At 62.2% G+C, this 21,922-nt stretch carries 12 protein-coding genes and 2 pseudogenes; 8 read left to right on the top strand and 6 right to left on the bottom strand.

Annotation, left to right across the window (positions count from 1 at the left end):
• Nucleotides 1-344 precede the first annotated feature (344 nt).
• A complete protein-coding gene (locus QRN41_RS24715; RefSeq protein WP_034098152.1) occupies nucleotides 345-1,742 on the top strand; it encodes an MFS transporter in 1,398 nt (465 codons plus the stop codon).
• Between the two features lie 42 nt (nucleotides 1,743-1,784).
• On the opposite strand, the gene QRN41_RS24710 is transcribed toward QRN41_RS24715, so the two are convergent.
• A complete protein-coding gene (locus tag QRN41_RS24710) occupies nucleotides 1,785-3,077 on the bottom strand; it encodes a PQQ-dependent sugar dehydrogenase (RefSeq protein ID WP_034138282.1) in 1,293 nt (430 codons plus the stop codon).
• Nucleotides 3,074-3,490, bottom strand: coding sequence for a DUF2231 domain-containing protein (locus QRN41_RS24705; RefSeq protein ID WP_285422230.1), 417 nt, complete (start codon nucleotides 3,488-3,490; stop codon nucleotides 3,074-3,076). Before QRN41_RS24705 ends, QRN41_RS24710 begins: the two co-directional genes overlap by 4 nt.
• Before the next feature lie 196 nt (nucleotides 3,491-3,686).
• Here QRN41_RS24705 and uvsE point away from each other — a divergent pair, with 196 nt between their 5' ends.
• The 3 genes and pseudogenes from uvsE (at nucleotide 3,687) to QRN41_RS24690 (ending at nucleotide 6,006) form a co-directional block, all read left to right on the top strand.
• Nucleotides 3,687-4,715 carry a UV DNA damage repair endonuclease UvsE gene (gene uvsE / locus QRN41_RS24700; RefSeq protein ID WP_213547226.1) on the top strand — a complete coding sequence of 343 codons (1,029 nt, stop codon included), beginning with the start codon at nucleotides 3,687-3,689 and terminating at the stop codon, nucleotides 4,713-4,715.
• Between the two features lie 20 nt (nucleotides 4,716-4,735).
• Nucleotides 4,736-5,215 (top strand): P-loop nucleotide/nucleoside kinase family protein, encoded by a 480-nt coding sequence (locus QRN41_RS24695; RefSeq protein WP_285422229.1) that lies wholly within the window; start codon nucleotides 4,736-4,738, stop codon nucleotides 5,213-5,215.
• A pseudogene (locus tag QRN41_RS24690) lies at nucleotides 5,212-6,006 on the top strand (nucleotidyltransferase domain-containing protein). Before QRN41_RS24695 ends, QRN41_RS24690 begins: the two are co-directional and overlap by 4 nt.
• Here the strand turns inward: QRN41_RS24690 and QRN41_RS26410 are convergent.
• The 3 genes and pseudogenes from QRN41_RS26410 to QRN41_RS24680 form a co-directional block, all read right to left on the bottom strand.
• Nucleotides 5,996-6,763 (bottom strand): methyl-accepting chemotaxis protein, encoded by a 768-nt coding sequence (locus QRN41_RS26410; RefSeq protein WP_376782731.1) that lies wholly within the window; start codon nucleotides 6,761-6,763, stop codon nucleotides 5,996-5,998. The pseudogene QRN41_RS24690 and the gene QRN41_RS26410 overlap by 11 nt on opposite strands.
• An 87-nt stretch (nucleotides 6,764-6,850) precedes the next feature.
• Nucleotides 6,851-7,855, bottom strand: a pseudogene (locus QRN41_RS26405) (cache domain-containing protein); the annotation flags it as partial.
• 230 nt (nucleotides 7,856-8,085) lie between these two features.
• Nucleotides 8,086-12,093: a bifunctional nitrate reductase/sulfite reductase flavoprotein subunit alpha gene (locus tag QRN41_RS24680; RefSeq protein WP_285422227.1), complete on the bottom strand. Its 4,008-nt coding sequence runs from the start codon at nucleotides 12,091-12,093 to the stop codon at nucleotides 8,086-8,088.
• 508 nt (nucleotides 12,094-12,601) lie between these two features.
• Between QRN41_RS24680 and nirB the strand changes: the two genes are divergently transcribed.
• From nirB to QRN41_RS24665, 3 genes are all read left to right on the top strand, one after another.
• Nucleotides 12,602-15,163 carry a nitrite reductase large subunit NirB gene (gene nirB / locus QRN41_RS24675; RefSeq protein WP_236218055.1) on the top strand — a complete coding sequence of 854 codons (2,562 nt, stop codon included), beginning with the start codon at nucleotides 12,602-12,604 and terminating at the stop codon, nucleotides 15,161-15,163.
• Nucleotides 15,163-15,528 carry a nitrite reductase small subunit NirD gene (gene nirD / locus QRN41_RS24670; RefSeq protein WP_034138274.1) on the top strand — a complete coding sequence of 122 codons (366 nt, stop codon included), beginning with the start codon at nucleotides 15,163-15,165 and terminating at the stop codon, nucleotides 15,526-15,528. Before nirB ends, nirD begins: the two co-directional genes overlap by 1 nt.
• A gap of 823 nt (nucleotides 15,529-16,351) precedes the next feature.
• Entirely contained in the window at nucleotides 16,352-17,755 is a 1,404-nt protein-coding gene (locus QRN41_RS24665) for an XAC2610-related protein (RefSeq protein ID WP_285422226.1), read from the top strand.
• Between the two features lie 42 nt (nucleotides 17,756-17,797).
• Here QRN41_RS24665 and QRN41_RS24660 read toward each other — a convergent pair whose 3' ends face one another.
• On the bottom strand, nucleotides 17,798-19,363 hold the full coding sequence (locus tag QRN41_RS24660; RefSeq protein WP_285422225.1) for a methyl-accepting chemotaxis protein: 1,566 nt from the start codon (nucleotides 19,361-19,363) through the stop codon (nucleotides 17,798-17,800).
• A gap of 163 nt (nucleotides 19,364-19,526) precedes the next feature.
• Between QRN41_RS24660 and QRN41_RS24655 the strand changes: the two genes are divergently transcribed.
• On the top strand, nucleotides 19,527-21,725 hold the full coding sequence (locus QRN41_RS24655) for an OsmC domain/YcaO domain-containing protein (protein ID WP_285422224.1): 2,199 nt from the start codon (nucleotides 19,527-19,529) through the stop codon (nucleotides 21,723-21,725).
• The last annotated feature ends 197 nt before the right edge of the window (nucleotides 21,726-21,922 follow it).

The following is a 21,922-nucleotide window of genomic DNA, read 5'->3' as shown; positions in this document are numbered from 1 at the left end:
AATACGGCAGTATCAACGCAAATCTCAAAGACTGGCTCATAACGCTGTGGTGAGCTGGCTTGCCCTGCGCTGGGCTGCGCTGGGCTGCGCAGCAGACCCTCGACAGCACACCGCGTTTCTCACGCTGGCGATGCCCAAGGCGTGCGCAACTCTGAGAATCGCCCCAACAGGTTGAAACGGTGATTATCAGCCTTGTCGTCATATGACTTTGCTTGCGCGAGACTGACTCATCTACCCGCAAAACCACGTTGACAGCGTCCACACGGCCCGATATAAAAGTCGCAGTTGTACGACGACATATGACGTTACATATGTCCTATCTAACAAAAATAAAAAGTGATGCCATGAATCTAAGCGAGCCCATCAACGCCCATCGTGTCGGCCAGGCCGTCGGCAACTATCGTTGGACTATCTGCGCGATGCTGTTTTTCGCCACCACCGTCAACTACCTCGATCGCCAGGTGCTGAGCCTGCTGGCCCCGCAGTTGTCGACGCAGTTCGGCTGGAGCAATACCGATTACGCCAATATCGCCGCCGTGTTCCAGTTCGTGTACGCGATTTCGATGCTGTTCGCCGGGCGCTTTGTCGACAAGATCGGCACCAAGGCCGCTTACGTGATTGCCATCGGCATCTGGTCCACCGGCGCGATCATGCATGCGTTTTCCGTGCCGATGGGCGAGGGCATCGCCGCTATCAGCGGTGCTATCGGCCTGGCAGTGATCCCGGTGTCGATCGCCGGTTTTATGCTGTCCCGCGCGGTACTGGCCATTGGCGAGGCGGGTAATTTCCCGATTGCGATCAAAGCCACTGCCGAATACTTCCCCAAGAAAGAACGCTCCCTAGCCACTGGTATCTTCAACTCCGGTGCCAACGTCGGTGCGATCCTGGCGCCGATCTGCGTGCCGCTGATCGCCGGTTTGTGGGGCTGGGAAGCGGCATTCATGGTGATCGGTATGCTCGGTTTCGTGTGGGTGGCGGTCTGGGTCGGGCTGTATAAAAAGCCTGAGGATCAGAAGCGCCTTTCGGCCGAGGAGTTGGCTTACATCCGTAGCGACCAGACCGTGCAGCCGTTCGCCACTGCACCGGCCACTGGCAAAAAAGTCTCGTGGTTCAGGTTGCTCACCTACCGCCAGACCTGGGCCTTTGCCTTCGGCAAGTTTATGACCGACGGCGTGTGGTGGTTCTTCCTGTTCTGGCTGCCCACCTACCTGGCGGCGCAATACGGCATGAAAGGCGCCGATATCGTGATGCCACTGGCCGTGCTGTACAGCATGACCATGGTCGGCAGCATCGGCGGCGGCTGGTTCCCCAGCTACTTTATGGCCCGTGGCGACGCGCCTTATGACGGCCGCATGAAGGCCATGCTGGTGATTGCACTGTTCCCGCTGGTGGTATTGCTGGCGCAGCCTTTGGGCTACATCAGCTTCTGGGTGCCGGTACTGTTGATCGGTGTGGGCGCCTCGGCGCACCAGGCATGGTCGTGCAATATCTTCACCACGGTTTCCGACATGTTCCCGCAAAAGACCGTCGCCTCCGTGGTCGGTATCGGCGGCATGGCCGGTGGGCTGGGTGGGGTGGTGATGACCAAGATCGGCGGCTGGGTGTTCGACTATTACAAGTCCATCAATGACATCCACACCGGCTACATGATCATGTTCGCGATCTGCGCCCTGGCTTACCTCACCGCGTGGAGCGTGATGAAAGCGCTGGTGCCGCGCCACAAGGAGATCACTGACCTGTAAGTGAACCTGCCGGAGCGGTCGGACCGCTCCGGCAGTGCGCGATCAACGGTTGCGCGTTACCCGCCACACGGTGTTGGCCAAGTCATCGGCGATGATCAATGCGCCTTTCGGATCCACCGTCACCCCCACTGGACGCCCTCGGGTTTTGCCATCTTCACCGCGAAAACCGGTGGCGAAGTCCACGGGCTCGCCCGCCGGTTTACCATCCTTGAATGGCACGAAGATCACTTTGTAGCCCACCGGCTGATCGCGGTTCCAACTGCCGTGCTCGCCGACGAACACACCGTCGGCAAAGCGTTCGCCCATGGCCGGGATGGAAAAGTCCACGCCCAGGGCGGCCACATGGGAGCCCAGGCTGTAGTCGGGTTTGATCGCAGCCGCGACCTTAGCCGGGTTCTGCGGTTGCGCCCGTGGGTCGACGTTCTGGCCCCAGTAGCTGTAGGGCCAGCCGTAGAACGCGCCTTCACGCACGGAGGTGAGGTAATCCGGCACCAGGTCGGGGCCGAGTTCGTCGCGTTCGTTGACGACTGTCCACAATTGCCCGGAATCCGGTTGGATCGTCAGCGCGGTGGGGTTGCGCAAACCGGTGGCGTAGGGTTTGTGCGCGCCGGTCTGGGCATCGATCTGCCAGACCATGGCACGGTCGATCTCTACTTCCATGCCCCGCTCGGTGATGTTGCTGTTGGAACCGATCCCCACATACAACTGACGACCGTCGGCGCTCACCGCCAGAGATTTGGTCCAGTGGTGGTTGATCTGCGCCGGCAGGTCGGTGACTTTGACCGGCGCGCCGCTGGCCTTGGTCTGGCCATCGCTGTAGTCGAACCGCACCAGCGCATCCTGGTTGGCCACGTACAGTTTGCCGTCGGCGAAGGCCAGGCCGTAGGGCGCGTTGAGGTTATCGGCGAATACGGTCTTGAGTTCATAAGTGCCATCGCCGTCGGCGTCGCGCAGCAGCGTCAGGCGGTTGCCGCTCTTGACCTGGGTGTTGCCCTGGGCCTTGATCACGCTGGCGATCACGTCCTTGGGCTTGAGCTTGGCCGCGCTGCCGCCACGGCCTTCTGCGACAAGGATATCGCCGTTGGGCAGCACCAGGGTCTGGCGTGGGATGGCAAGGTCAGTGGCGATTGCCGTGATGCTGAAACCCTCCGGTACGGTGGGTTTCTGCTCGCCCCATGGGGTTGGCTCGGCGATTTTCATGCTCGGCAGCAGGCTGCTCTGTTGTTCCGGCAGTTTGGGGTCGGGGCCGCGGGCCTGGGTTTTGTCGCCTTCGGCGCCGCAAGCGCTCAGCAGCAGGGCGGCGCTGAGCACGGTCAATGGGAAGCAGGTTTTCATCGGGCACCTCCGGTGCGCAGGCCGGTCCAGGTGGCGAGGATCGCCAGCACGGTCACAATGGCCGACAGCACCAGGCCGGCGGGCATCATGGCGTAAGCGTCCTTGGCGTGCTGGAAGGCATCGATCAACCCCAGCACCCAAGTGACCAACAGCAGCAGCACATAAACGACGGGCCGCCCGGCTTTGTGGGTCGCGCGCAGCAGGTTCACCAACGCGAACAGCAGCGCCAAACCACAGAAAACCAGCGCACCGGCAATCAGCCAGGACGCGAAGTTGGCCCACTGAATCTGCAAGGTCTGGGCGTAGGCAATGTCACTGAGCAACGCGCCCAAAAATAGCGGCACGCCGCCGGCCAGCAAGGTCGCGTGCAACGGACCTGGCCGAATATCGGGGTAGGTGGGGAGGGTAGTCATGGGGTAAGCGGCTCCTTACTTGTTCGGCGCCCTGGGCTCAGGGATGCGATGACTTCGCATAGGAAAGGAACGCGTCATTTGTAGGAAAGTTCATAGATGTTATGCCGAGGATACGTGTCGAAATATTATGAACCGCGTTGCGTGTTCCCCGGCCCAAGCCCTTATGATCTCGCCCTCACTCAGCCCAGGCCCTTCCATGACCCACCCTCGCATCGGCTTTGCCTGCCAATACAAGCACCCCGACCGCCAGCTCTCGACCGGTGCCCTGAAACTTATCGAAGGCCCATTCAACCCGCGCACCACTACGTTGCGCTGGATGGACAGCGTCGACACCAGGGTCGCCCGGGACAAATTGGTGGAGGTGGTCACCCACAACCTGGCGGCGCAATTGCAGCTGTTGGCGTACGTCGCCACGCTGCCGCCGACCCTGCGCATGTTGCGCCTGAGCAGCGATCTGCTGCCGTTTTACAGCCACCCCAAAGTGGCGGGCGTCTACCGCGACCCGGCCATCCAACAGCAACTGATCGAGGGCTTCGCCGCCATCGGCGAGTTGGCGCGGGCCTCGGACATTCGCCTGTCGTTTCATCCCGGCCAGTACTGCGTGCTCGGCTCGGAAAACCCCAATGTGGTGGAAAACAGCGTGGCCGAATTTGAGTACCACGCCGATATGATCCGCATGATGGGCTATGGCCGGCGCTTCCAGGATCTCAAATGCAACGTGCATATCGCCGGCCGCCTGGGCGTGGAAGGTACACGCGCGGTGTGGGCGCGGCTGTCGGAGGTGGCGCGTCACTGCATTACCTTCGAAAACGATGAAAAGACCTACGGCCTGGATCACTGCCTGCAAGTCGCCGATCTGGCCCCGGTGGTACTCGATATCCACCATTGCTGGATTCATGAGCAGGCCTATATCGACCCCGATTCCCCACGGGTCGCCCGGGTGATCGACAGCTGGCGCGGCGTGCGCCCGACCATGCACTACTCCCAGCCTCAGGAGCGTCTGCAAGACCTGGGGTTCGACGCCGAACGCAAGCTGGAGATGGATGCGCTGTTGCAGGTGGTGTCCAAGCGCGACCTGTACGCCCATAGCGAACAGATGTGGAACCGCTGGACCAACGACTACGCCCTGCAGTTTCTGGATCGCTTCGACATCATGCTGGAGGCCAAGGATAAGAACGTGGCATCGTTGGCGTTCTACGAGTATTGGCAATCCCAGGCCACGTGAAGAAAAAGGAGTTTCCTGCCATGCCCACTCTGCACCTGTTGTGCGGCAAGATCGCCTCCGGCAAGTCCACACTGGCCAGGCGCCTGGTGGCTGAACACCGTGCGATCCTGCTCAGCGAAGACACATGGCTGGCGCAACTGTACCCCGGTGAAGTGTTGTCCATCGCTGACTACCTGCGCTGTGCGCAACGCATGCGTGGGGTGGTGGGGCCACTGGTAATCGACCTGCTCAAGTCCGGCGTCAATGTGGTGCTGGATTTTCCGGCCAACACCCTGGCCAATCGCGAATGGCTGTTGAGCCTGGCCCACAGCGCCCAAGTGCCGCACTGCCTGCATTACCTGGAACTGGACGACGCCACCTGCCGCGCCCGCCTGCATGCGCGCAATGCCGGCGGCGAACACGACTTTGCCGCCACCGACACCGAGTTTGACCTGATCACCCGGCATTTCTGTGTGCCGAGCGAGGGCGAGGGGCTGGTGATTGAAGTGCATCGGCCGTGAGCGTGTCAGCGTCACAAGGCCTGGACGCCGAGGGCTATATCCGCTCCGTTGCGCAGGCGCCCGTGCAGCCTGAGTATCAGTCGGTGCTGGCGGATGCCTGCTCACTGCTGTCGCAGCAAACGTTGGGGCTCGATGGCTTGTATGTTTACGGCAGCGTCGCACGGGGTGACGCGACGCCCGGCCAGTCCGACCTGGACCTTACACTGGTGCTGCGCGAGCCGCAGACCCCGCAGGTAGCAGAGCAATTGGAACGCGTTCGCCGTGAACTTGAACGGCGTCACCCGCACGTCACCAAAGTCGACTTCGATATCGGCGAGCGCGCGCAGGTCATGGCGGTTGAAAACCGCAATCTTTGGGGGTTCTGGCTCAAGCATCAGTGTCGTTGTATTTGGGGCAATGACCTCTGCGTCCATTTCGAGCGGTTTCGCCCATGCCGTGAAATCGCGCTGGCGTTGAATGGTGACGTCTATTCGGTATTGAACAGCTATATCTGCGCTATCGGGCAAACGGTTATCGAGGCGGATCGGCTGCGCTTGCAGCGTGAAGCGTCGCGCAAACTGATCAGGGCGACGCAGATATTGCGCTCGGAAGCGGCAACGATGTGGCCACAAACACTGGAAGAGCATGTGGCGATGTTCCTCCAGAGCCACCCGGCGATGGTCACCTAGGTAGCGTTCTTTCTGTTTGAAGCGCGCAACCCTGGCGCCGCGGGCGATCAGTTCTGCGCGCGGCTGCAGGTATTTGTGGAGTGGTTGGTTTCACAGCAGCGCGAAACCCTCCTCAGGACTTAAACCGCCCCACCAATCCATTTAACTCATCCGACAGCTTCGACAGGCGCCCTGAGTCATCCTGGGCCGAGTTGGCCAGGCTTTCCACCAAACGTGCTTCGTCGTAGATCTGCTGGATATGCCGGTTGATCTCTTCAGCCACGCTGTGTTGTTCCTCGGCGGCGGCAGAGATTTGCAGGTTCTGGTCGCGGATTTCGTTGACCGAGGTCTGGATGCCTTCGAAGCTGTCCCGCGCGTTTTCGATGGACGACACGCTGGCTTTGGACAGGTCCATGCAGCTGTCCATCTTCTGGGTGACTTCCTGGGTTTTGCTTTCCAGGGTGCCGAGCAGGTGTTCGATCTCGCCCGTGGAGTCGGAGGTGCGCTTGGCCAGGGCGCGGACTTCGTCGGCTACCACGGCAAAGCCGCGGCCCTGGTCGCCGGCACGGGCCGCTTCGATGGCAGCGTTGAGGGCCAGCAGGTTGGTCTGTTCGGCAATCGCGCGGATGGTGCCGAGGATTTGGTTGATGCTGCGGCTGCCGGCCTCCAGCTCGACCATGGCCTGGGACGATTCGCTCAAGCGGCGGCCCAGGCGGTTGACGTTGTCGGTGGTCGCTTCGATCTGTTGTTTGCCCTCGGCCACGCGGCGGTGACCATTCTCGGCGGATTCGGCCGCGCCGCTGCAGGAGCGGGCGACTTCGTTGGCGGTGGCCACCATTTCATTGAATGCAGTGGACACCAGTTCTACCGCCTCGCGCTGGCGACCGGCAGCCTCGTTCATGTTGTGGGCCACCTCGCTGTTGACCTTCGACGCGTTATGCAGGTTGGCCGAGGCCGCGCCGATGTGCTGGATCAACTGGCGAATGGCGGCGAGAAACTTGTTGAACCAGCCGGCCAGTTCGGCGGTTTCGTCCTTGCCGTGTACCCGCAGCTCATGGCGCAAGTCGCCTTCGCCCTCGGCAATCGACTGCAGGCCGGTGCTGACCTGGCCGATCGGCTTGACGATCACTTTGGAGAACGCTGCGGCGATCAGGCCGAAAATCAACACCAGCACGCCGACGATGATGGCGGTGAGGTAGGTCATGCGCGTGGCCTCGGCCATCACTTCGCTTTTTTCGATCAGGCCGATATAACGCCAGCCCAGGCCGGGAGAAGTCCACACGTTGGCCATGTAGCGCACACCGTCGATCTCCACTTCGGTGGAGCCTTGCGTGGTTTGCGCCAATTGCACGTAGGCCGTACCCAAGTCTTTCAGCGGTTTGAAGTTGTGGGCGGCGTCCCGTGGGTCGACCAGCACCACGCCGTCCTCGATCAACATCACGTAACCGCTGTCGCCGAGCTTGATGCTCTTGACCAGTTCGGTCAGGTTCTTCAGCGACACGCTGACTACGAATACCCCTTTGGGTTTGCCAGCGCTGTCGAGCATGGCGCGTGCGGTGCCTACCAGGGCCACGTCGTCTTTATCGTAGTAATAGGCCGGCGTGCGCACGGTCTTGCCGGGGCTGGCCATCGCCGCTTTGTACCAGGGGCGTGCGCGCGGGTCGTATTTGGCCAGTTGCGGATCGTCCGGCCATTTGGCGTAGGTGCCGTCCTCCAGACCGATGGACAGGATCGCCGCCGCCGGGTGGGTGGCGCCATAGCGGGCGAAGCGCTCGATCACCGTTTGCGCTTCGGCGGGCAGCGGTTGGGCGGCAGCGTCGGCGGGTTGGTAATTCTTTAGCGTGCTGACCGAGGTGTATACAGAATCCGTGGCCATTTGATCGACGTTTTGCATCGTGCCGTCGAAGAACTGGCGGATATTGCCATCGATCTGGCGGATTTCCCGGTTACTGCCGTCGATGAACTGATCCACCGCCTGAGTCCGGGTGTTCATCACTGAGATGACGGCCACCAGGCTCACTGGGATAAACGCAACCGAAACAAAAGCCAGCACAAGCTTATTTTTTATTTTCATCGAGACGACCATCAGCGTGGAGGGCGGCCAAATCGCCACGCCCCCTGAACCAGGCGAGGCGATTTGCTATCACTGCTGTTTCGGCGCGCTCTTGGTAAACCTTTAGGGTTTTTTGTACACAATACAATCGACGATTGTTCTGTATCCAATCAGTACACATCACGCAGATAGCGTTTTTGCTCACTCAGTTGGCGCCAGTAGTCCACGGCGTGCTCCGGGCCCAGCCCGCCGTGGGTTTGCGCGATCTGGCGCAGCGCCTGGTCAACATCCTTAGCCATATGGCTGGCGTCTCCGCAGATGTACACCTTGGCGCCGTCCTGCAGCCAGCGCCACAGCTCGGCGCCTTGCTCGCGGATGCGGTCCTGCACATAGATTTTTTGCGCCTGATCGCGGGAGAACGCCAGGCTCAGGTGGGTCAGCAGGCCGTCGCGCTGCATGCCTTGCAGCTCGTCTTGGTAATAAAAGTCGCTGGCGGCGTACTGCTCGCCGAAGAACAGCCAGTTACGCCCCGGGTGCCCGAGGGCGCGGCGCTCCTGCAAAAACGCGCGAAACGGCGCCACGCCGGTGCCAGGGCCGATCATGATCGTCGGCACATCGCCGTCGCTGGGGGGGCGGAAATGTTTGGACGGCTGCACGAACACCGGCACTTCACCGTCGCCGACGCGGTCGGCGAGAAAGGTCGAGGACACGCCTTTGCGTTTGCCATAGCGCACGGCCGCGACGGTCAGGTGGACTTCACCGGGGTGGGCCTTGGCGCTGGACGCAATCGAGTAGAGGCGCGGTTGCAGACGCCGCAGGGTGCCCAGCAGCTCGTCCGCCGAGCACTCAATGGGGTAGGCGTGTAGCACGTCCGCCAGTTGCCGACCCCACAGCCAGCCGTTCAATTCGGCCTTGTGCTCGGGCCGCAATAACTGCTCAAGCCCCCCATCGGCGCTGCGCTCGGCGATAAACGCCAGGGTCTCGCTGCTGGGCCGGGCGATTTCGAAGTGCTGGGTCAACGCCTGTTGCAGCGAGACCTCGCCGAAGGTGTCGATAGTGACGCTGGCCGACGCCTTCAGGCCGGTCAATTCGAGCAGTTCGTGGACCAGTTCGGGGCAGTTGCGCGGCCGCACGCCGAGGGCATCGCCGGCTTCATAGCTGAGCCCGGAGTCGGCCAGGTCCAGGGCGAACTGGCGGGTTTCTTTATGGCGGCTATGGGGGTTGAGATGGCGGTTGAGCAGCAGGCGCGAACCGTACAGCTTGGTCTTGCCGGCGGGTGTGGCGGCTGCCGGCGCCTTGGCCGGGTTGAGGCTGTGCTGCAAGCGCAGCAGCCAGGCATCGGCGTGCGCTTGGAATTCGGTGTCGCAATCGACGCGCTCCAACAGGCGGGTGGCCCCCAGCTCCAGCAGGCGTTGATCAAGGCGTTTGCCGTGCTTGCAGAACTGCTCGTAGTTCGGATCGCCCAGGGCCAGCACCGCAAACCGCAGGGACTCCAGGCGCGTTTCGACACGGCTGAGGCTGTGCCAGAAACCTGCGCCATTGTCCGGTGGGTCGCCGTCGCCGAAGGTGCTGCTGATCAATGCCAGGTTCTGGGTGCTTGCCAGTCGGCTCGCTGGGAAATCCGCCATTGCGCTCAGCTCGACGCTGATCCCAGCCTCACGCAGGCGCTGGGCACAGCGCTCGGCCAATGCTTCGGCATTGCCGGTCTGGGAAGCCCACAGCAAGGTCACGGCGGGAGAGGCGGGCAGTGTGTTGGCATTGGCCGGCGAGGCGCGACTGAACAGCCCGCCGAGCAAACCGTCGACCCACAGCCGCGCCTCGTCGGCTAACGGCGCCGTGGGCGGTAGCACCGGCACACCACCGGCCTGGCGTGCGTTGTCGGCGCGCAGGCCGCTGACAAAGCCGGCGAGGTAGGTGCGTTCGCTGTCGCTCAGTGGCGGCGGGATGACGCTACGCAGGCCAGCGATTTCGGCGAAGGCGTCGATGCGCGACATGGCGGGTTCCGTTGCGCAAAGGGGAAGGTCGGTGGTCGCCTGGGTGGGCGAGTCGAGGAACTGATGGTCGATCAGCTCGACACGTTCCAGGGTGACGGCGCAGCACTTGAATTCCGGCTGCAACGACATCGGGTCGACCGCATCCGAAGTCACCGCGTTGATCGCCAAATGTTCGCCAAACACGTCGTTCCAGTGAAAGGGCGCGAAACATTGGCCCGGTTGCACGCGGTCGCTGATCAACGCAGGCAATACCGCGTAGCCGCGCCGCGAACGCACTTGCACTGGCTGCTTGGTCTGAAGGCCCAGGCGCACGGCGTCATCGGGGTGGATCTCGACAAAGGGGCCGGGGTTGAGTTTGTTCAGCGTGGCGACTTTGCCGGTCTTGGTCAGGGTGTGCCATTGGTGCTGCAAGCGCCCGGTGTTGAGCACGAACGGGAAGCCATCGTCGGGCAGCTCCGCCGGTGGCAGGTGCGGGCGCGCAAAGAACTGACCTTTGCCGCTGGCGGTGGCGAAGCGCAACGTGCCGTGTGCGAGGTAGCGGATCGGGTTGCGCGGCGCCGACTCGGCCGATGCCAGCGGCCATTGCAACGGTGTCTGGCGCAGCCGCTCATAGCTGGCGCCGCGCAGGTCATAGCCGGTGGCGGGGTTGCAGGCGCGTTTGAGTTCTTCGAACACCTCACTGGCGTCGGCGTAGGTGAACGCCTCGGCATAGCCCATTGCACAGGCGACGCGGGCGATGATCTGCCAGTCGGCCAGGGTGTCGCCCGGCGGCTGTACGGCTGGTTGCATCAGGGTCAGGTTGCGCTCGGAGTTGATCATTACCCCTTCGGCTTCGGCCCACAGCGCGCCGGGCAAGAGGATGTCGGCATAGCGGTTGGTTTCGGTGTCGAGGTACGCGTCCTGGGTGATCACCAGGTCGGCGGCCTGCAGCCCATCGAGCACGGTTTGCCGGTTCGGCACGCTGGCCACCGGGTTGGTGCAGATGATCCAGCAGGCTTTGATTTGCCCGGCGGCCATTTGCTCGAACATCGCCACGGTGCCGTCGCTGGCCTGCCGCGGCAGGCGGTCGGCGGGGATCTGCCACAGGTCTTCGATAAAGGCGCGGTCGGTGTCCACCAGCATCGAACGTTGCCCCGGCAGGCCCGGGCCCATATAACCCATCTCGCGCCCGCCCATGGCATTGGGTTGGCCGGTGAGGGAAAACGGCCCACTGCCCGGGCGGCAGATGGCGCCGGTGGCCAAGTGCAAGTTGCACAGCGCGTTGGTGTTCCAGGTGCCATGGGTGCTCTGGTTGAGGCCCATGGTCCAGCAACTCATCCACTCGGCGGCCTCGCCGATCCAGGTGGCGGCCTGGCGAATGTCGGCTTCGGCCAGGCCGGTGATGGCGGCGACCTGCTGCGGCGAATAGTCCTCCAGGAACGCGGGCATGACCTCCCAACCCTCGGTGAAGGTGGCGATAAAGGCCGGGTCGGTGTGGCCGTTTTTCACCAGCAGGTGCAGCAAGCCGTTGAGCAATGCGAGGTCGGTGCCGGGGTTGATCGGCAGGTGCAGGTGCGCCTTGTCGGCGGTGGCGCTGCGCCGTGGGTCGACCACGATCAACTTCGCCCCGGCCTTGACCCGGTCCATCATGCGCAGGAACAGGATGGGGTGACAGTCGGCCATATTGGCGCCGATCACGAAGAACAGGTCGGCGCGATCGAAGTCCTCATAAGAGCCCGGCGGCCCGTCGGAACCCAGGGACAGTTTGTAGCCGCTGCCGGCGCTGGCCATGCACAGCCGTGAATTGGATTCGATATGGCGGGTGCCCACAAAACCCTTGGCCAACTTGTTGACCAGGTATTGGGCCTCCAGTGACATCTGCCCGGAGACGTAAAACGCCAAGGCATCGGGGCCATGTCGCTCCAGCACGTTGCGCAGGCGCCCGGCCGTCTTGGCGATGGCCTCGTCCATGGCGATGCGTACCGGGTCGCGGTCGCGAGCCTGGCGCAAGTAAGCGTTCTCCATGCGCCCGGACTCGGCAATGGCTTGCCCGCAGGTAGTGCCCTTGGTGCACAGGCGCCCGGCGTTGGTGGGGTGGTCAGGGTCGCCGATCACCTTGACCACTGTGTTGTCCTGGACCTGCATGACGATGCCGCAGCCCACGCCACAATAGGGGCACACACTGCGTACGTGTTGGTTTGCCATCGATAACCCTCGAACCTTTTCTGCCCGGCAAAAAAAAGCGCCGCGTAACCCTCCGTTGGAAACGGGGATTACACGGCGCCTTTGTCGTGGATGGGCAATCAGCGTTGACTGCTCTGTTGCGCTGTACCTAGCAAGCGGCGCGCCATGTTCCTGCACACGCCTTACTGACGGTGCCGACGGCGCTTGCTGCCGTTGTGCCGACTGGCGAGAGCAAGCGACCCGTGCCCTTTTATGACGCGCCGCGCACCAGTTGGAGGCGCAATCGCAAGGGTTAAACCGGCGTTGAGGCCGTGAGTACGGGGTCGCGACAGGTTGGCACAGAGCCTGCAAGATCCCCGACAACCCCCTTCGGTCAACGACGATCGACAACATGGGCAATAGCGGTGGAATCGGCGAAGTCGTCCGATGCCAACCGTATAAGAACAGGCAAAGACGCCTGGAACCGTAAGGTTTCAGGCGTTTTTTTTTGCTTTTTTTCAAACCGTGATGAGCTTTGTCGGGTGCTTATATGAACGCCAATAACGCCAGTTTGAACCAGCTGCAAACCCTGATCGTCGTCGGCAATGGCATGGTCGGTCATCACTGCGTGGAGCAGTTGATCGAACGCGGCGCGCTGGATCACTACCAACTGCATGTGTTCAGCGAAGAGCCGATGCGTGCCTATGACCGCGTGCATTTGTCCGAGTACTTCACCGGCCGCGATGCCGAGTCGCTGGCGTTATCCGACGCGGCGTTGTACCAGACGCCGGGGGTGACCTTGCACCTTGGTGTGCAGGTGCTGGACATCGACCGCACCCAGCGCCAGGTGGTCACCGCCCAGGGCCGCGTGACCTACGACAAACTGGTGCTGGCCACCGGTTCGTACCCGTTTGTGCCGCCCATCGAAGGTGCCGAAGGTGACTCGCGCCTGGTGTACCGCACCCTGCAAGACCTAGACGCCATTCGTGCCGCCGCTGCCAATGCGCGGCGCGGCGTGGTGGTCGGCGGTGGGTTGCTCGGCCTGGAGGCGGCCAACGCCCTTAAAAGCCTCGGCCTGGAAGCCCATGTGGTGGAGTTCGCGCCGCGCCTGATGCCGGTGCAACTGGATGACTTCGGCGGTTTGGCGCTCAAGGCGCAGATCGAACGGCTGGGCGTTGGCGTGCATTTGTCGCGTGCCACGCAATCGATCAGCGCCGGTGAGCAATACCGCTATCGCATGAATTTCGCCAACGACGAATTTCTGGAAACCGACCTTATCGTGTTTTCCGCCGGTATCCGCGCCCAGGACGCCCTGGCGCGCCAGGCCGGGTTGGAAATCGGTCCGCGCGGCGGGGTGGCGATCAACGACGAATGCCGGAGCTGCGACCCGCATATCTATGCAATCGGCGAGTGTGCCTCGTGGAACGGCAGCTTGTTCGGCCTGGTTGCGCCCGGCTACCAGATGGCCCGTGGCGTGGCGGCGTTGCTGTGCGGGCAGGGCGCCGAGCCGTTTGTAGGCGCGGATATGTCCACCAAGCTCAAGTTGCTTGGCGTGGATGTGGGCTCCATCGGCGATGCCCACGCCCACACACCGGGCGCGCGCAGCTATCAGTTTATCGACGAGGCCACCGCCAGCTACCGCCGCCTGGTGGTGGACGCGGCCGGCAAGCAGGTGATCGGCGCGGTGTTGGTCGGCGACAACAGCTACTACGACACGCTGCTGCAATATCTGCAGAACGGCATCGCCTTGCCGGCCGAGCCCGCCAGCCTGATCCTGCCGTCGTCGGCCGGTGCACCGACCCTCGGCCCTGGCGCGTTGCCGGAATCGGCCACGGTGTGTTCCTGCCACAACGTCACCAAAGGCGCGATCTGTGCGGCCATCGATGGCGGCTGCGGCGACCTCGGCGTGCTCAAGGCGCAGACCAAAGCCTGCACCGGCTGCGGTGGCTGCGCCGGGCTGCTTAAGCAGGTGTTCGAACATGAGCTGGTGGCCCGTGGCGTCAGTGTCGACAAGAGTCTGTGCGAACACTTCGCCTATACCCGCCAGGAGTTGTACGCCCTGGTGCGCGTGGAGGGGGTGATCACGTTCGACGAACTGCTGGCCAAACATGGCCGTGGCCACACCGGTTGCGATGTGTGCAAACCGGCGGTGGGCTCGATCCTGGCATCGTGCTGGAACCAGCCGATCATGGACCCGTCGCTGGTGCCGTTGCAGGACACCAACGACACGTTCATGGCCAATATGCAGAAGAACGGCACCTACTCGGTGGTGCCACGGATTCCGGGGGGCGAGATCACTGCTGAGAAGCTGATCGTGATCGGCGAGGTGGCGAAGAAATACAACCTCTATACCAAGATCACCGGTGGCCAGCGCATCGACCTGTTCGGCGCGCAACTGCACGAACTGCCGGATATCTGGGGCGAGCTGATCGCCGCCGGTTTCGAGACGGGGCATGCGTATGGCAAGTCCACGCGTACGGTCAAATCCTGCGTCGGCAGCACCTGGTGCCGTTACGGCGTACAAGACAGCGTGAAAATGGCGCTGCTGATCGAGGACCGCTACAAGGGCCTGCGCTCGCCGCACAAGCTCAAGTTCGCGGTGTCCGGCTGCACCCGCGAATGCGCCGAAGCCCAGAGCAAGGACGTGGGCGTGATCGCCACCGAGAAGGGCTGGAACCTCTACATCGCCGGCAACGGCGGCATGCGCCCGCGCCATGCCGAACTGTTCGCCACCGACCTCGACGACGCCACGCTGATCCGCTACATCGACCGTTTCCTGATGTTCTACATCCGCACCGCCGACAAGTTGCAACGCACTTCGGTCTGGCGCGAAAGCCTGGAAGGCGGGCTGGATTTCCTCAAGGACGTGATCCTGCACGACAGCCTGGGTTTGGGCGCCGAGCTGGAGGCGCAGATGCAACTGGTGGTCGACCGCTATGAATGCGAATGGGCCAACGCCCTCAAGGACCCGGAAAAACTCAAACGCTTCCGCACCTTCGTCAACGACAAGCGCCCAGACCCGGACATCCACTTCGTCCAGGAACGGGGCCAGCGCCGTCCGATAATGGCCGCCGAACTCAACCTGATTGCTGTTACCGAGGAACTTGCATGATGAGCCAGTCCAATACCCAACGCACACTTGCCACTTGGAAAAACGTCTGCAATGAGGGCGACCTGGTGCGCAATTCCGGCGTGGTGGTGTGGCTTGATGGCGCGCAAGTCGCGCTGTTCTACCTGCCTGACGCCGAAGCGCAGACGCTCTACGCCATCGACAACCACGACCCGGAGTCCGGCGCCAACGTGATCGGCCGTGGCCTGGTGGGCAACATCAAGGGCGAGCTGGTGGTGGCCGCGCCGATCTACAAACAGCATTACCGCTTGCAGGACGGCCAGTGCCTGGAAACCCCACACCAACGCCTGCGGGTATGGCCGGCGCGGTTGAAGGGTGGGGTGGTGGAGGTGCAAGTGTCCTGCTGAATCCGGAGCTACACAGAGCCCAAGGTGGGAGGGGGCCTGCCCCCGATCAAGGTGGCTCAGTAATGGATAAGCCAGCTGACACGCCGCCATCGGGGGCAAGCCCCCTCCCACAGTTTTTATCTGCATCTGGCTTGGTGCCGGGCGGAGCTCGACTGCTGCAAACCTAGCCTTTGAAACGCAATGAGCCCAGACAGCACGGAGCCCAATGTGGGAGGGGGCTTGCCCCCGATCAGGCTGGCTCAGTAATGGACAAGCCAGCTGACACGCCGCCATCGGGGGCAAGCCCCCTCCCACAGTTTTATCTGTGTCGGGCTTGGTGTCGGGGGGGCGGAGCTGGACTGCTGAACCTAGCCTTTGAAACACAATGAGCCCAGACAGCACAGAGCCAAATGTGGGAGGGGGCTTGCCCCCGAGCAGGCTGGCTCAGTAATGGATAAGCCAGCTGACACGCCGCCATCGGGGGCAAGCCCCCTCCCACAGTTTTTATCTGTGCCGGGCTTGGTGTCGGGGGGGCGGAGCTGGACTGCTGAACCTAGCCTTTGAAACACAATGAGCCCAGACAGCATAGAGCCCAATGTGGGAGGGGGCTTGCCCCCGATCAGGCTGGCTCAGTAATGGATAAGCCAGCTGACACGCCGCCATCGGGGGTAAGCCCCCTCCCACAGTTTTATCTGTGTCGGACTTGTTGTCGGCTAACGGTTCCATGGCATCCCCTTCGCGTCAGAAGCACGCAACATAGCAGCGCACCCGCGCGCATCAACAGCGATTTGTTCACGGTTTGCCTTTACACTGCGGCCCCCGGATTTCAGCAAGGATGCTTTACATGCGTTCGCTCGTCAGCGCAGTGCTTGTCTCTACGATGTTCGCGGCCCCGGCCATGGCCGAACCCCGCTCGTTTTCGCTGAATGACCCCAGCGGCCAGTTTCTTGTCGAAGTGCTGTTCCCGGATGTGCCGCAGGACTTGCAGCAACTGGCGCCGGCGCTGATCACGCTGCGCGACAAAACCTCCCTGGCGATCCTCCAGCAATTTTCCACCCCCGCCGCCGGAGTGCCGCTCGATAGCAACGGCAAGACCCTGGACTGGCGCTTGGTCGGCGAAGACGGCGTGGTGTATTTCGCCGATATCGACCAGGACGGCCGCCAGGACCTGGCGATTCGCAACGGCGACGGCGCCGATGCAGGCTTTCAGTCGAACTACGATGTGTACCTGCAAGACCCCCAGCAACCGCGCTGGGTGCTCAACCGCCCCCTCACGGACCTGGCTAACGAAACCTCCGGCGGCATGTTCTCGGTCACCCCCAAGGACGGCATCATCCATTCGCAGACCGACCGTGGCTGCTGCTGGACCCGCGCCAGCCGTTGGCAAATGCGCAACGGCGAGCTGGTGCGACTCAGCGCCTATACGCAACAAGAAGTCCCCGCCAGCGACGATGACGACACCAGCATGCCCAAGGGCTACATGCTGCGCACCACTGGCGAATGGAAGGACGGCCAATGGCACGAAACCCCTCGACTGGAAGGGCCGGTCAACGAAGACCCACAGATGCTCGCCGGCACCCTCAACGGCAAGATCCCGGTGCAGCTCTGGTATCAGCAGCAAGGCGAGGTACTGATCGGCGAAGTGCGCTACACCAAAAGTGGCAGTGGCAAGCCGATCAAACTGGTGGGGTCGATGGGCGACTACGACGACAAACCCTTCGTTTACCTGCACGAATCGACCGAGGATGGGCATCAGACCGGCACCTGGCAGATCACCCGCGCTGGCGTCGAACCGTTCGATTACAGCGGTGCCTGGGTCGGCAGCGGCAAGAAGGGCGCGTCTGAGTTGACGGTGCAACTGCACGCCGTGGACCGCGAGCCGGAGTACGCCAAGTACGGCGACGTGGCCCGCGACCAACGCAGCGGCCACTATCAGATGCGCGACGACTACCTGGGTCGCGACGGTGACCTCGACCTGAAGATCCTGCCGCAGCGCGACGCCCAAGGCCGGGAAGTGGCTGAATTCAGCGTGACCCTCAACGACACCGGCACCGGCAAACCCATTGTCACCACGCAACAGCGTGTGCCGATGGAAACCGACAACCTGATCATTGTGCGCGCACCCCTGGCCGCCAAAGGCACTGGCCCGTACCACATTCAGTTGGTAAAAGATTTTGCGGTGATCAAGCACAACGCGGAGCCGGACTTCCCCGACTACCTGACGGGGATGTATCGCCGGCAGCCTTGACGCTGCCTTGGATGCATCCCCGCGCACCGCTGCAGGTTTGGCCTAGCGATTGAACCGCTCGACCAACGCGTACTGAGTCGACGCGGTGTCGGTCAGCTCCTTGCTCAGGGTTGTCGATTGACGGGCCTGTACCGAGGTCTGATCGGCCAGTTCGGCAATGGTGGTGATATTGCGGCTGATCTCTTCGGCCACCGCGCTTTGCTCCTCGGTGGCGGCGGCGATCTGGGTGGTCATGTCGGTGATATGGGACACCGCCTCACTGATGCCTACCAACGCCTGGTCGGCCTCCAGCACCCACGCCACGCCTTCCTGGGCTTGGCGCTGGCCGTTCTGCATGCTTTGCACGGCGTTGTTGGAGGACGCCTGCAACTGCGTGATCAGCCCATGGATCTGAGTGGTCGATTGCGTGGTGCGCTGGGCCAGCTGACGGACTTCGTCGGCCACTACGGCAAAGCCGCGCCCCTGTTCACCGGCGCGGGCTGCTTCGATGGCGGCGTTGAGGGCCAGCAGGTTGGTCTGGTCGGCGATGCCTTTGATCACATCGACCACGCTGCCGATTTCATCGCTGTCGCGGGCCAGTTGCGCCACGGTGACGCCGGTCTCGCCGACCACCGCCGACAAACGCTCAATGGCCTGGCGAGTATCGCGCGCCACGTCGCGGCCACGGCCGGTCAATACGTTGGCTTGCTGGGTAGCGTCGGCGGTGCGTTGCACATGGCTGGCGACCTCCTGGGTGGTGGCGGCCATCTGATTGACGGCGGCCGAGACCTGTTCGGTCTCCACGCGCTGACGGTCCAGGCCCCGGGAGCTGGCGGAAGCCAGTTGGTCGGACTGACCGGCCAGGGTGCTGAGTTGTTCGGCACTGTCCTGCAAGCGGGTGAGGCACGTTTTCAGGCGTGCGTTCTGGCTCTGGAAGGCGGTTTCCAAACGTGCCTGCGGGCCGCGAGCGTCGCTGTACATCTGCGCGATCAACGCATCCGAGGTGGACGGCTCGACCCCTTGCAGCAGGCGCAAGGTGCTGCCATGGCGGGCGCTCGAACAAAGCAGGCCGATGGGCACCGCCACCGTCACGGCGACCGCGACCGCCACTGGCGCACTGAGAAACAACCCGGCCAGGCTGCCGGCAATACCGCTGGCCAGATAGGGCACGCAGCTCAATAGATGGGGCAGCCAGGCGTCCTGGCGCGGTACAGCGGTTTTGCCTTGGCTGATCCGTTGATAGAGGGCCTGGGCGCGGCGGATTTCATCGGCAGTGGGCTTGACCCGCACCGACTCGAAACCGACCACCCGGCTGCCATCGAATATCGGTGTGACGTAGGCGTTGACCCAATAATGGTCGCCGTTCTTCGAGCGGTTCTTGACGATGCCCATCCAGGGCAAGCCCTGTTTGAGCGCGCTCCACATGTGCGCGAATACGGCCGGCGGTACGTCGGGGTGACGCACGATGTTCTGGGGCGCACCGATCAGATCGTCACGTTCAAAGCCGCTGATTTCGACAAAGGCATCGTTGCAGTAAGTGATCATGCCCTGCACATCGGTGGCGGAGATGAGTTTCTGCTGCGGCGCGAGGGAAATCTCGCGTTGTGTTACGGGCTGATTGTTGCGCATTCGGACTACTCCCTGGTTGCGCCCACTCCATCGGCGGCAAGTCACAAAAAGTTAATATTCATTTGGCAATTGATCCGCCGCTGGTCAAAAGCCTGAAATTTCCTGAGGAAAAACCCCATAATGGCGGCCATTTTTGTTTAGCCCGTTATTCTGGTGTGCCCGCATGGAAATTAAGGTCAACTTTCTCGACAACCTCCGGCTTGAAGCCAAGTTCGATGACTTCACGGTGATTGCCGACCAGCCCATTCGCTACAAAGGCGATGGCTCGGCCCCGGGCCCCTTCGATTACTTCCTGGCGTCGTCCGCACTGTGCGCGGCCTACTTCGTGAAGCTGTACTGCCAGACGCGCAATATCCCCACCGAAAATATCCGCTTGTCGCAGAACAACATCGTCGACCCGGAAAACCGCTACAACCAGATTTTCAAGATTCAGGTCGAGTTGCCGGCGGACATCTCCGATAAGGACCGTCAAGGTATCCTGCGTTCCATTGACCGTTGCACCGTGAAGAAAGTGGTGCAGGCCGGGCCGCAATTCGTGATCGAAGAAGTAGACAACCTCGACGCCGACGCCCAGGCCTTGTTAATGCCCAGCGCGTTGTCCGACGGCGGTACCTATATCGCCGGTAAGGACCTGCCGCTGGAGCAGACCATCGCCAATATGTCCGGCATCCTGGCTGACCTGGGCATGAAGATTGAAATCGCGTCGTGGCGCAATATCGTGCCGAACGTGTGGTCGCTGCATATCCGCGATGCGCACTCGCCGATGTGCTTCACCAACGGCAAGGGCGCGACCAAAGAGAGCGCTCTGGCGTCGGCCCTGGGCGAGTTCATCGAGCGGCTCAACTGCAACTTCTTCTATAACGACCAGTTCTGGGGCGAAGAGCTGGCCAACGCGGCGTTCGTGCATTACCCCGATGAGCGCTGGTTCCAGCCCGGCCCGAACGATGAACTGCCGTCGGAAATCCTCGACGCCTATTGCCTGAAGGTCTACAACCGCGATGGCGAACTGCGTGGCTCGCACCTGTTCGACACCAACTCCGGCAACGAGGCGCGCGGCATCGTATCGCTGCCGTTCGTGCGTCGCTCCGATGATGAGGTGGTGTATTTCCCGTCCAACCTGATTGAAAACCTCTACCTCAGTAACGGCATGAGCGCTGGTAACACCTTGGCTGAAGCCCAGGTGCAGTGCCTGTCGGAGATCTTCGAGCGGGCGGTGAAGCGCGAAATCATCGAAGGCGAATTCGCCCTGCCGGACGTGCCTGCCGAGGTGCTGGCCAAGTACCCGAACATCCTGGCGGGTATTCAGGGTTTGGAGGCCCAGGGTTTTCCGGTGCTGGTCAAAGACGCGTCCTTGGGCGGTGAGTTCCCGGTGATGTGCGTGACCCTGATGAACCCACGCACCGGCGGCGTGTTCGCTTCGTTCGGCGCACACCCGAGTCTGGAAGTGGCGCTGGAGCGCAGCCTCACCGAACTGCTGCAAGGCCGCAGTTTCGAAGGCCTGAACGACCTGCCGCAGCCGACCTTCGAAGGCCAGGCAGTGACCGAACCAAACAACTTCGTCGAACACTTTATCGACTCCAGCGGCGTGGTGTCGTGGCGCTTCTTCAGTGCGCAGTCGGATTACGAGTTTGTCGAATGGGACTTCTCCGGCCAGGGTGAAAATTCCAACGCCGAGGAGGCCGCGACGCTGTTCGGCATTCTCGACAACATGGGTAAAGAGTCCTACATGGCGGTGTACGAACACCTCGGCGCCACGGCCTGTCGGATTCTGGTACCGGACTATTCGGAAATCTATCCGGTGGAAGATCTGATCTGGGACAACACCAACAAGGCCCTGTTTTTCCGCGCCGATATCCTCAACCTGCACCGCTTGGACGACGCAGAACTTGAGGCGTTGGTTGAGCGCTTGATCGAAAGCGAATTGGACGATTACACCGACATCACTACCCTGATCGGCATTGAGTTCGACGACAACACCGCGTGGGGCCAACTGACCATCCTGGAACTGAAACTGCTGATCTTCCTCGCCTTGCGCCAATACGAAGAGGCCAAGGAGTGCGTGGAGATGTTCCTGCAATACAACGACAACACCGCCGAGCGCGGGTTGTTCTACCAGGCGCTCAACGCCGTGCTGGAGATGGAACTGGACGACGATCTGGAACTGGCGGACTACGAAGTTAACTTCCGGCGCATGTTCGGCGACGAACGCATGGACGCCGTGATCGGCTCGGTCAACGGCAGCGTGCGCTTCCATGGCCTGACCCCGACCAGCATGAAGCTCGAAGGGCTGGACCGGCATTTGCGCCTGATCGACAGCTACAAAAAACTGCATAGCGCGCGAGCGGCGGTGTCCATCCGATAAGCCTTTTGCGCAGTTTGCTCACCAAAGAAAGCAGGCGCGCCGCAATGAGTGTGTCTTGCCCCGATTCCTTGTGGTCAGCATAAAGATAGGTGGCACCGCGCTTCCCTGTGGTCAGCATAAAGATTGGTGGTACCGCGCCACCCTGTGGTAATGGAATGGACGCCCCCTTCCTAACGGCATCTATGTGCCAAAGTTAA

The organism is Pseudomonas sp. efr-133-TYG-23 (genome assembly GCF_030209215.1).
Classification (GTDB): Bacteria; Pseudomonadota; Gammaproteobacteria; order Pseudomonadales; family Pseudomonadaceae; genus Aquipseudomonas; species Aquipseudomonas rhodesiae.
Note: the sequence above shows the minus strand (reverse complement) of the source record. Positions and strands in the feature narration are given on the sequence as shown.

Bases quoted from the DNA above. Each gene is read 5' to 3' on its own strand.
- QRN41_RS24715 (WP_034098152.1), top strand. From the start codon at position 345: ATGAATCTAAGCGAGCCCATCAACGCCCATCGTGTCGGCCAGGCCGTC.
- QRN41_RS24710 (WP_034138282.1), bottom strand. From the start codon at position 3,077: ATGAAAACCTGCTTCCCATTGACCGTGCTCAGCGCCGCCCTGCTGCTG.
- QRN41_RS24705 (WP_285422230.1), bottom strand. From the start codon at position 3,490: ATGACTACCCTCCCCACCTACCCCGATATTCGGCCAGGTCCGTTGCAC.
- uvsE (WP_213547226.1), top strand. From the start codon at position 3,687: ATGACCCACCCTCGCATCGGCTTTGCCTGCCAATACAAGCACCCCGAC.
- QRN41_RS24695 (WP_285422229.1), top strand. From the start codon at position 4,736: ATGCCCACTCTGCACCTGTTGTGCGGCAAGATCGCCTCCGGCAAGTCC.
- QRN41_RS26410 (WP_376782731.1), bottom strand. From the start codon at position 6,763: ATGAACGAGGCTGCCGGTCGCCAGCGCGAGGCGGTAGAACTGGTGTCC.
- QRN41_RS24680 (WP_285422227.1), bottom strand. From the start codon at position 12,093: ATGGCAAACCAACACGTACGCAGTGTGTGCCCCTATTGTGGCGTGGGC.
- nirB (WP_236218055.1), top strand. From the start codon at position 12,602: ATGAACGCCAATAACGCCAGTTTGAACCAGCTGCAAACCCTGATCGTC.
- nirD (WP_034138274.1), top strand. From the start codon at position 15,163: ATGAGCCAGTCCAATACCCAACGCACACTTGCCACTTGGAAAAACGTC.
- QRN41_RS24665 (WP_285422226.1), top strand. From the start codon at position 16,352: ATGCGTTCGCTCGTCAGCGCAGTGCTTGTCTCTACGATGTTCGCGGCC.
- QRN41_RS24660 (WP_285422225.1), bottom strand. From the start codon at position 19,363: ATGCGCAACAATCAGCCCGTAACACAACGCGAGATTTCCCTCGCGCCG.
- QRN41_RS24655 (WP_285422224.1), top strand. From the start codon at position 19,527: ATGGAAATTAAGGTCAACTTTCTCGACAACCTCCGGCTTGAAGCCAAG.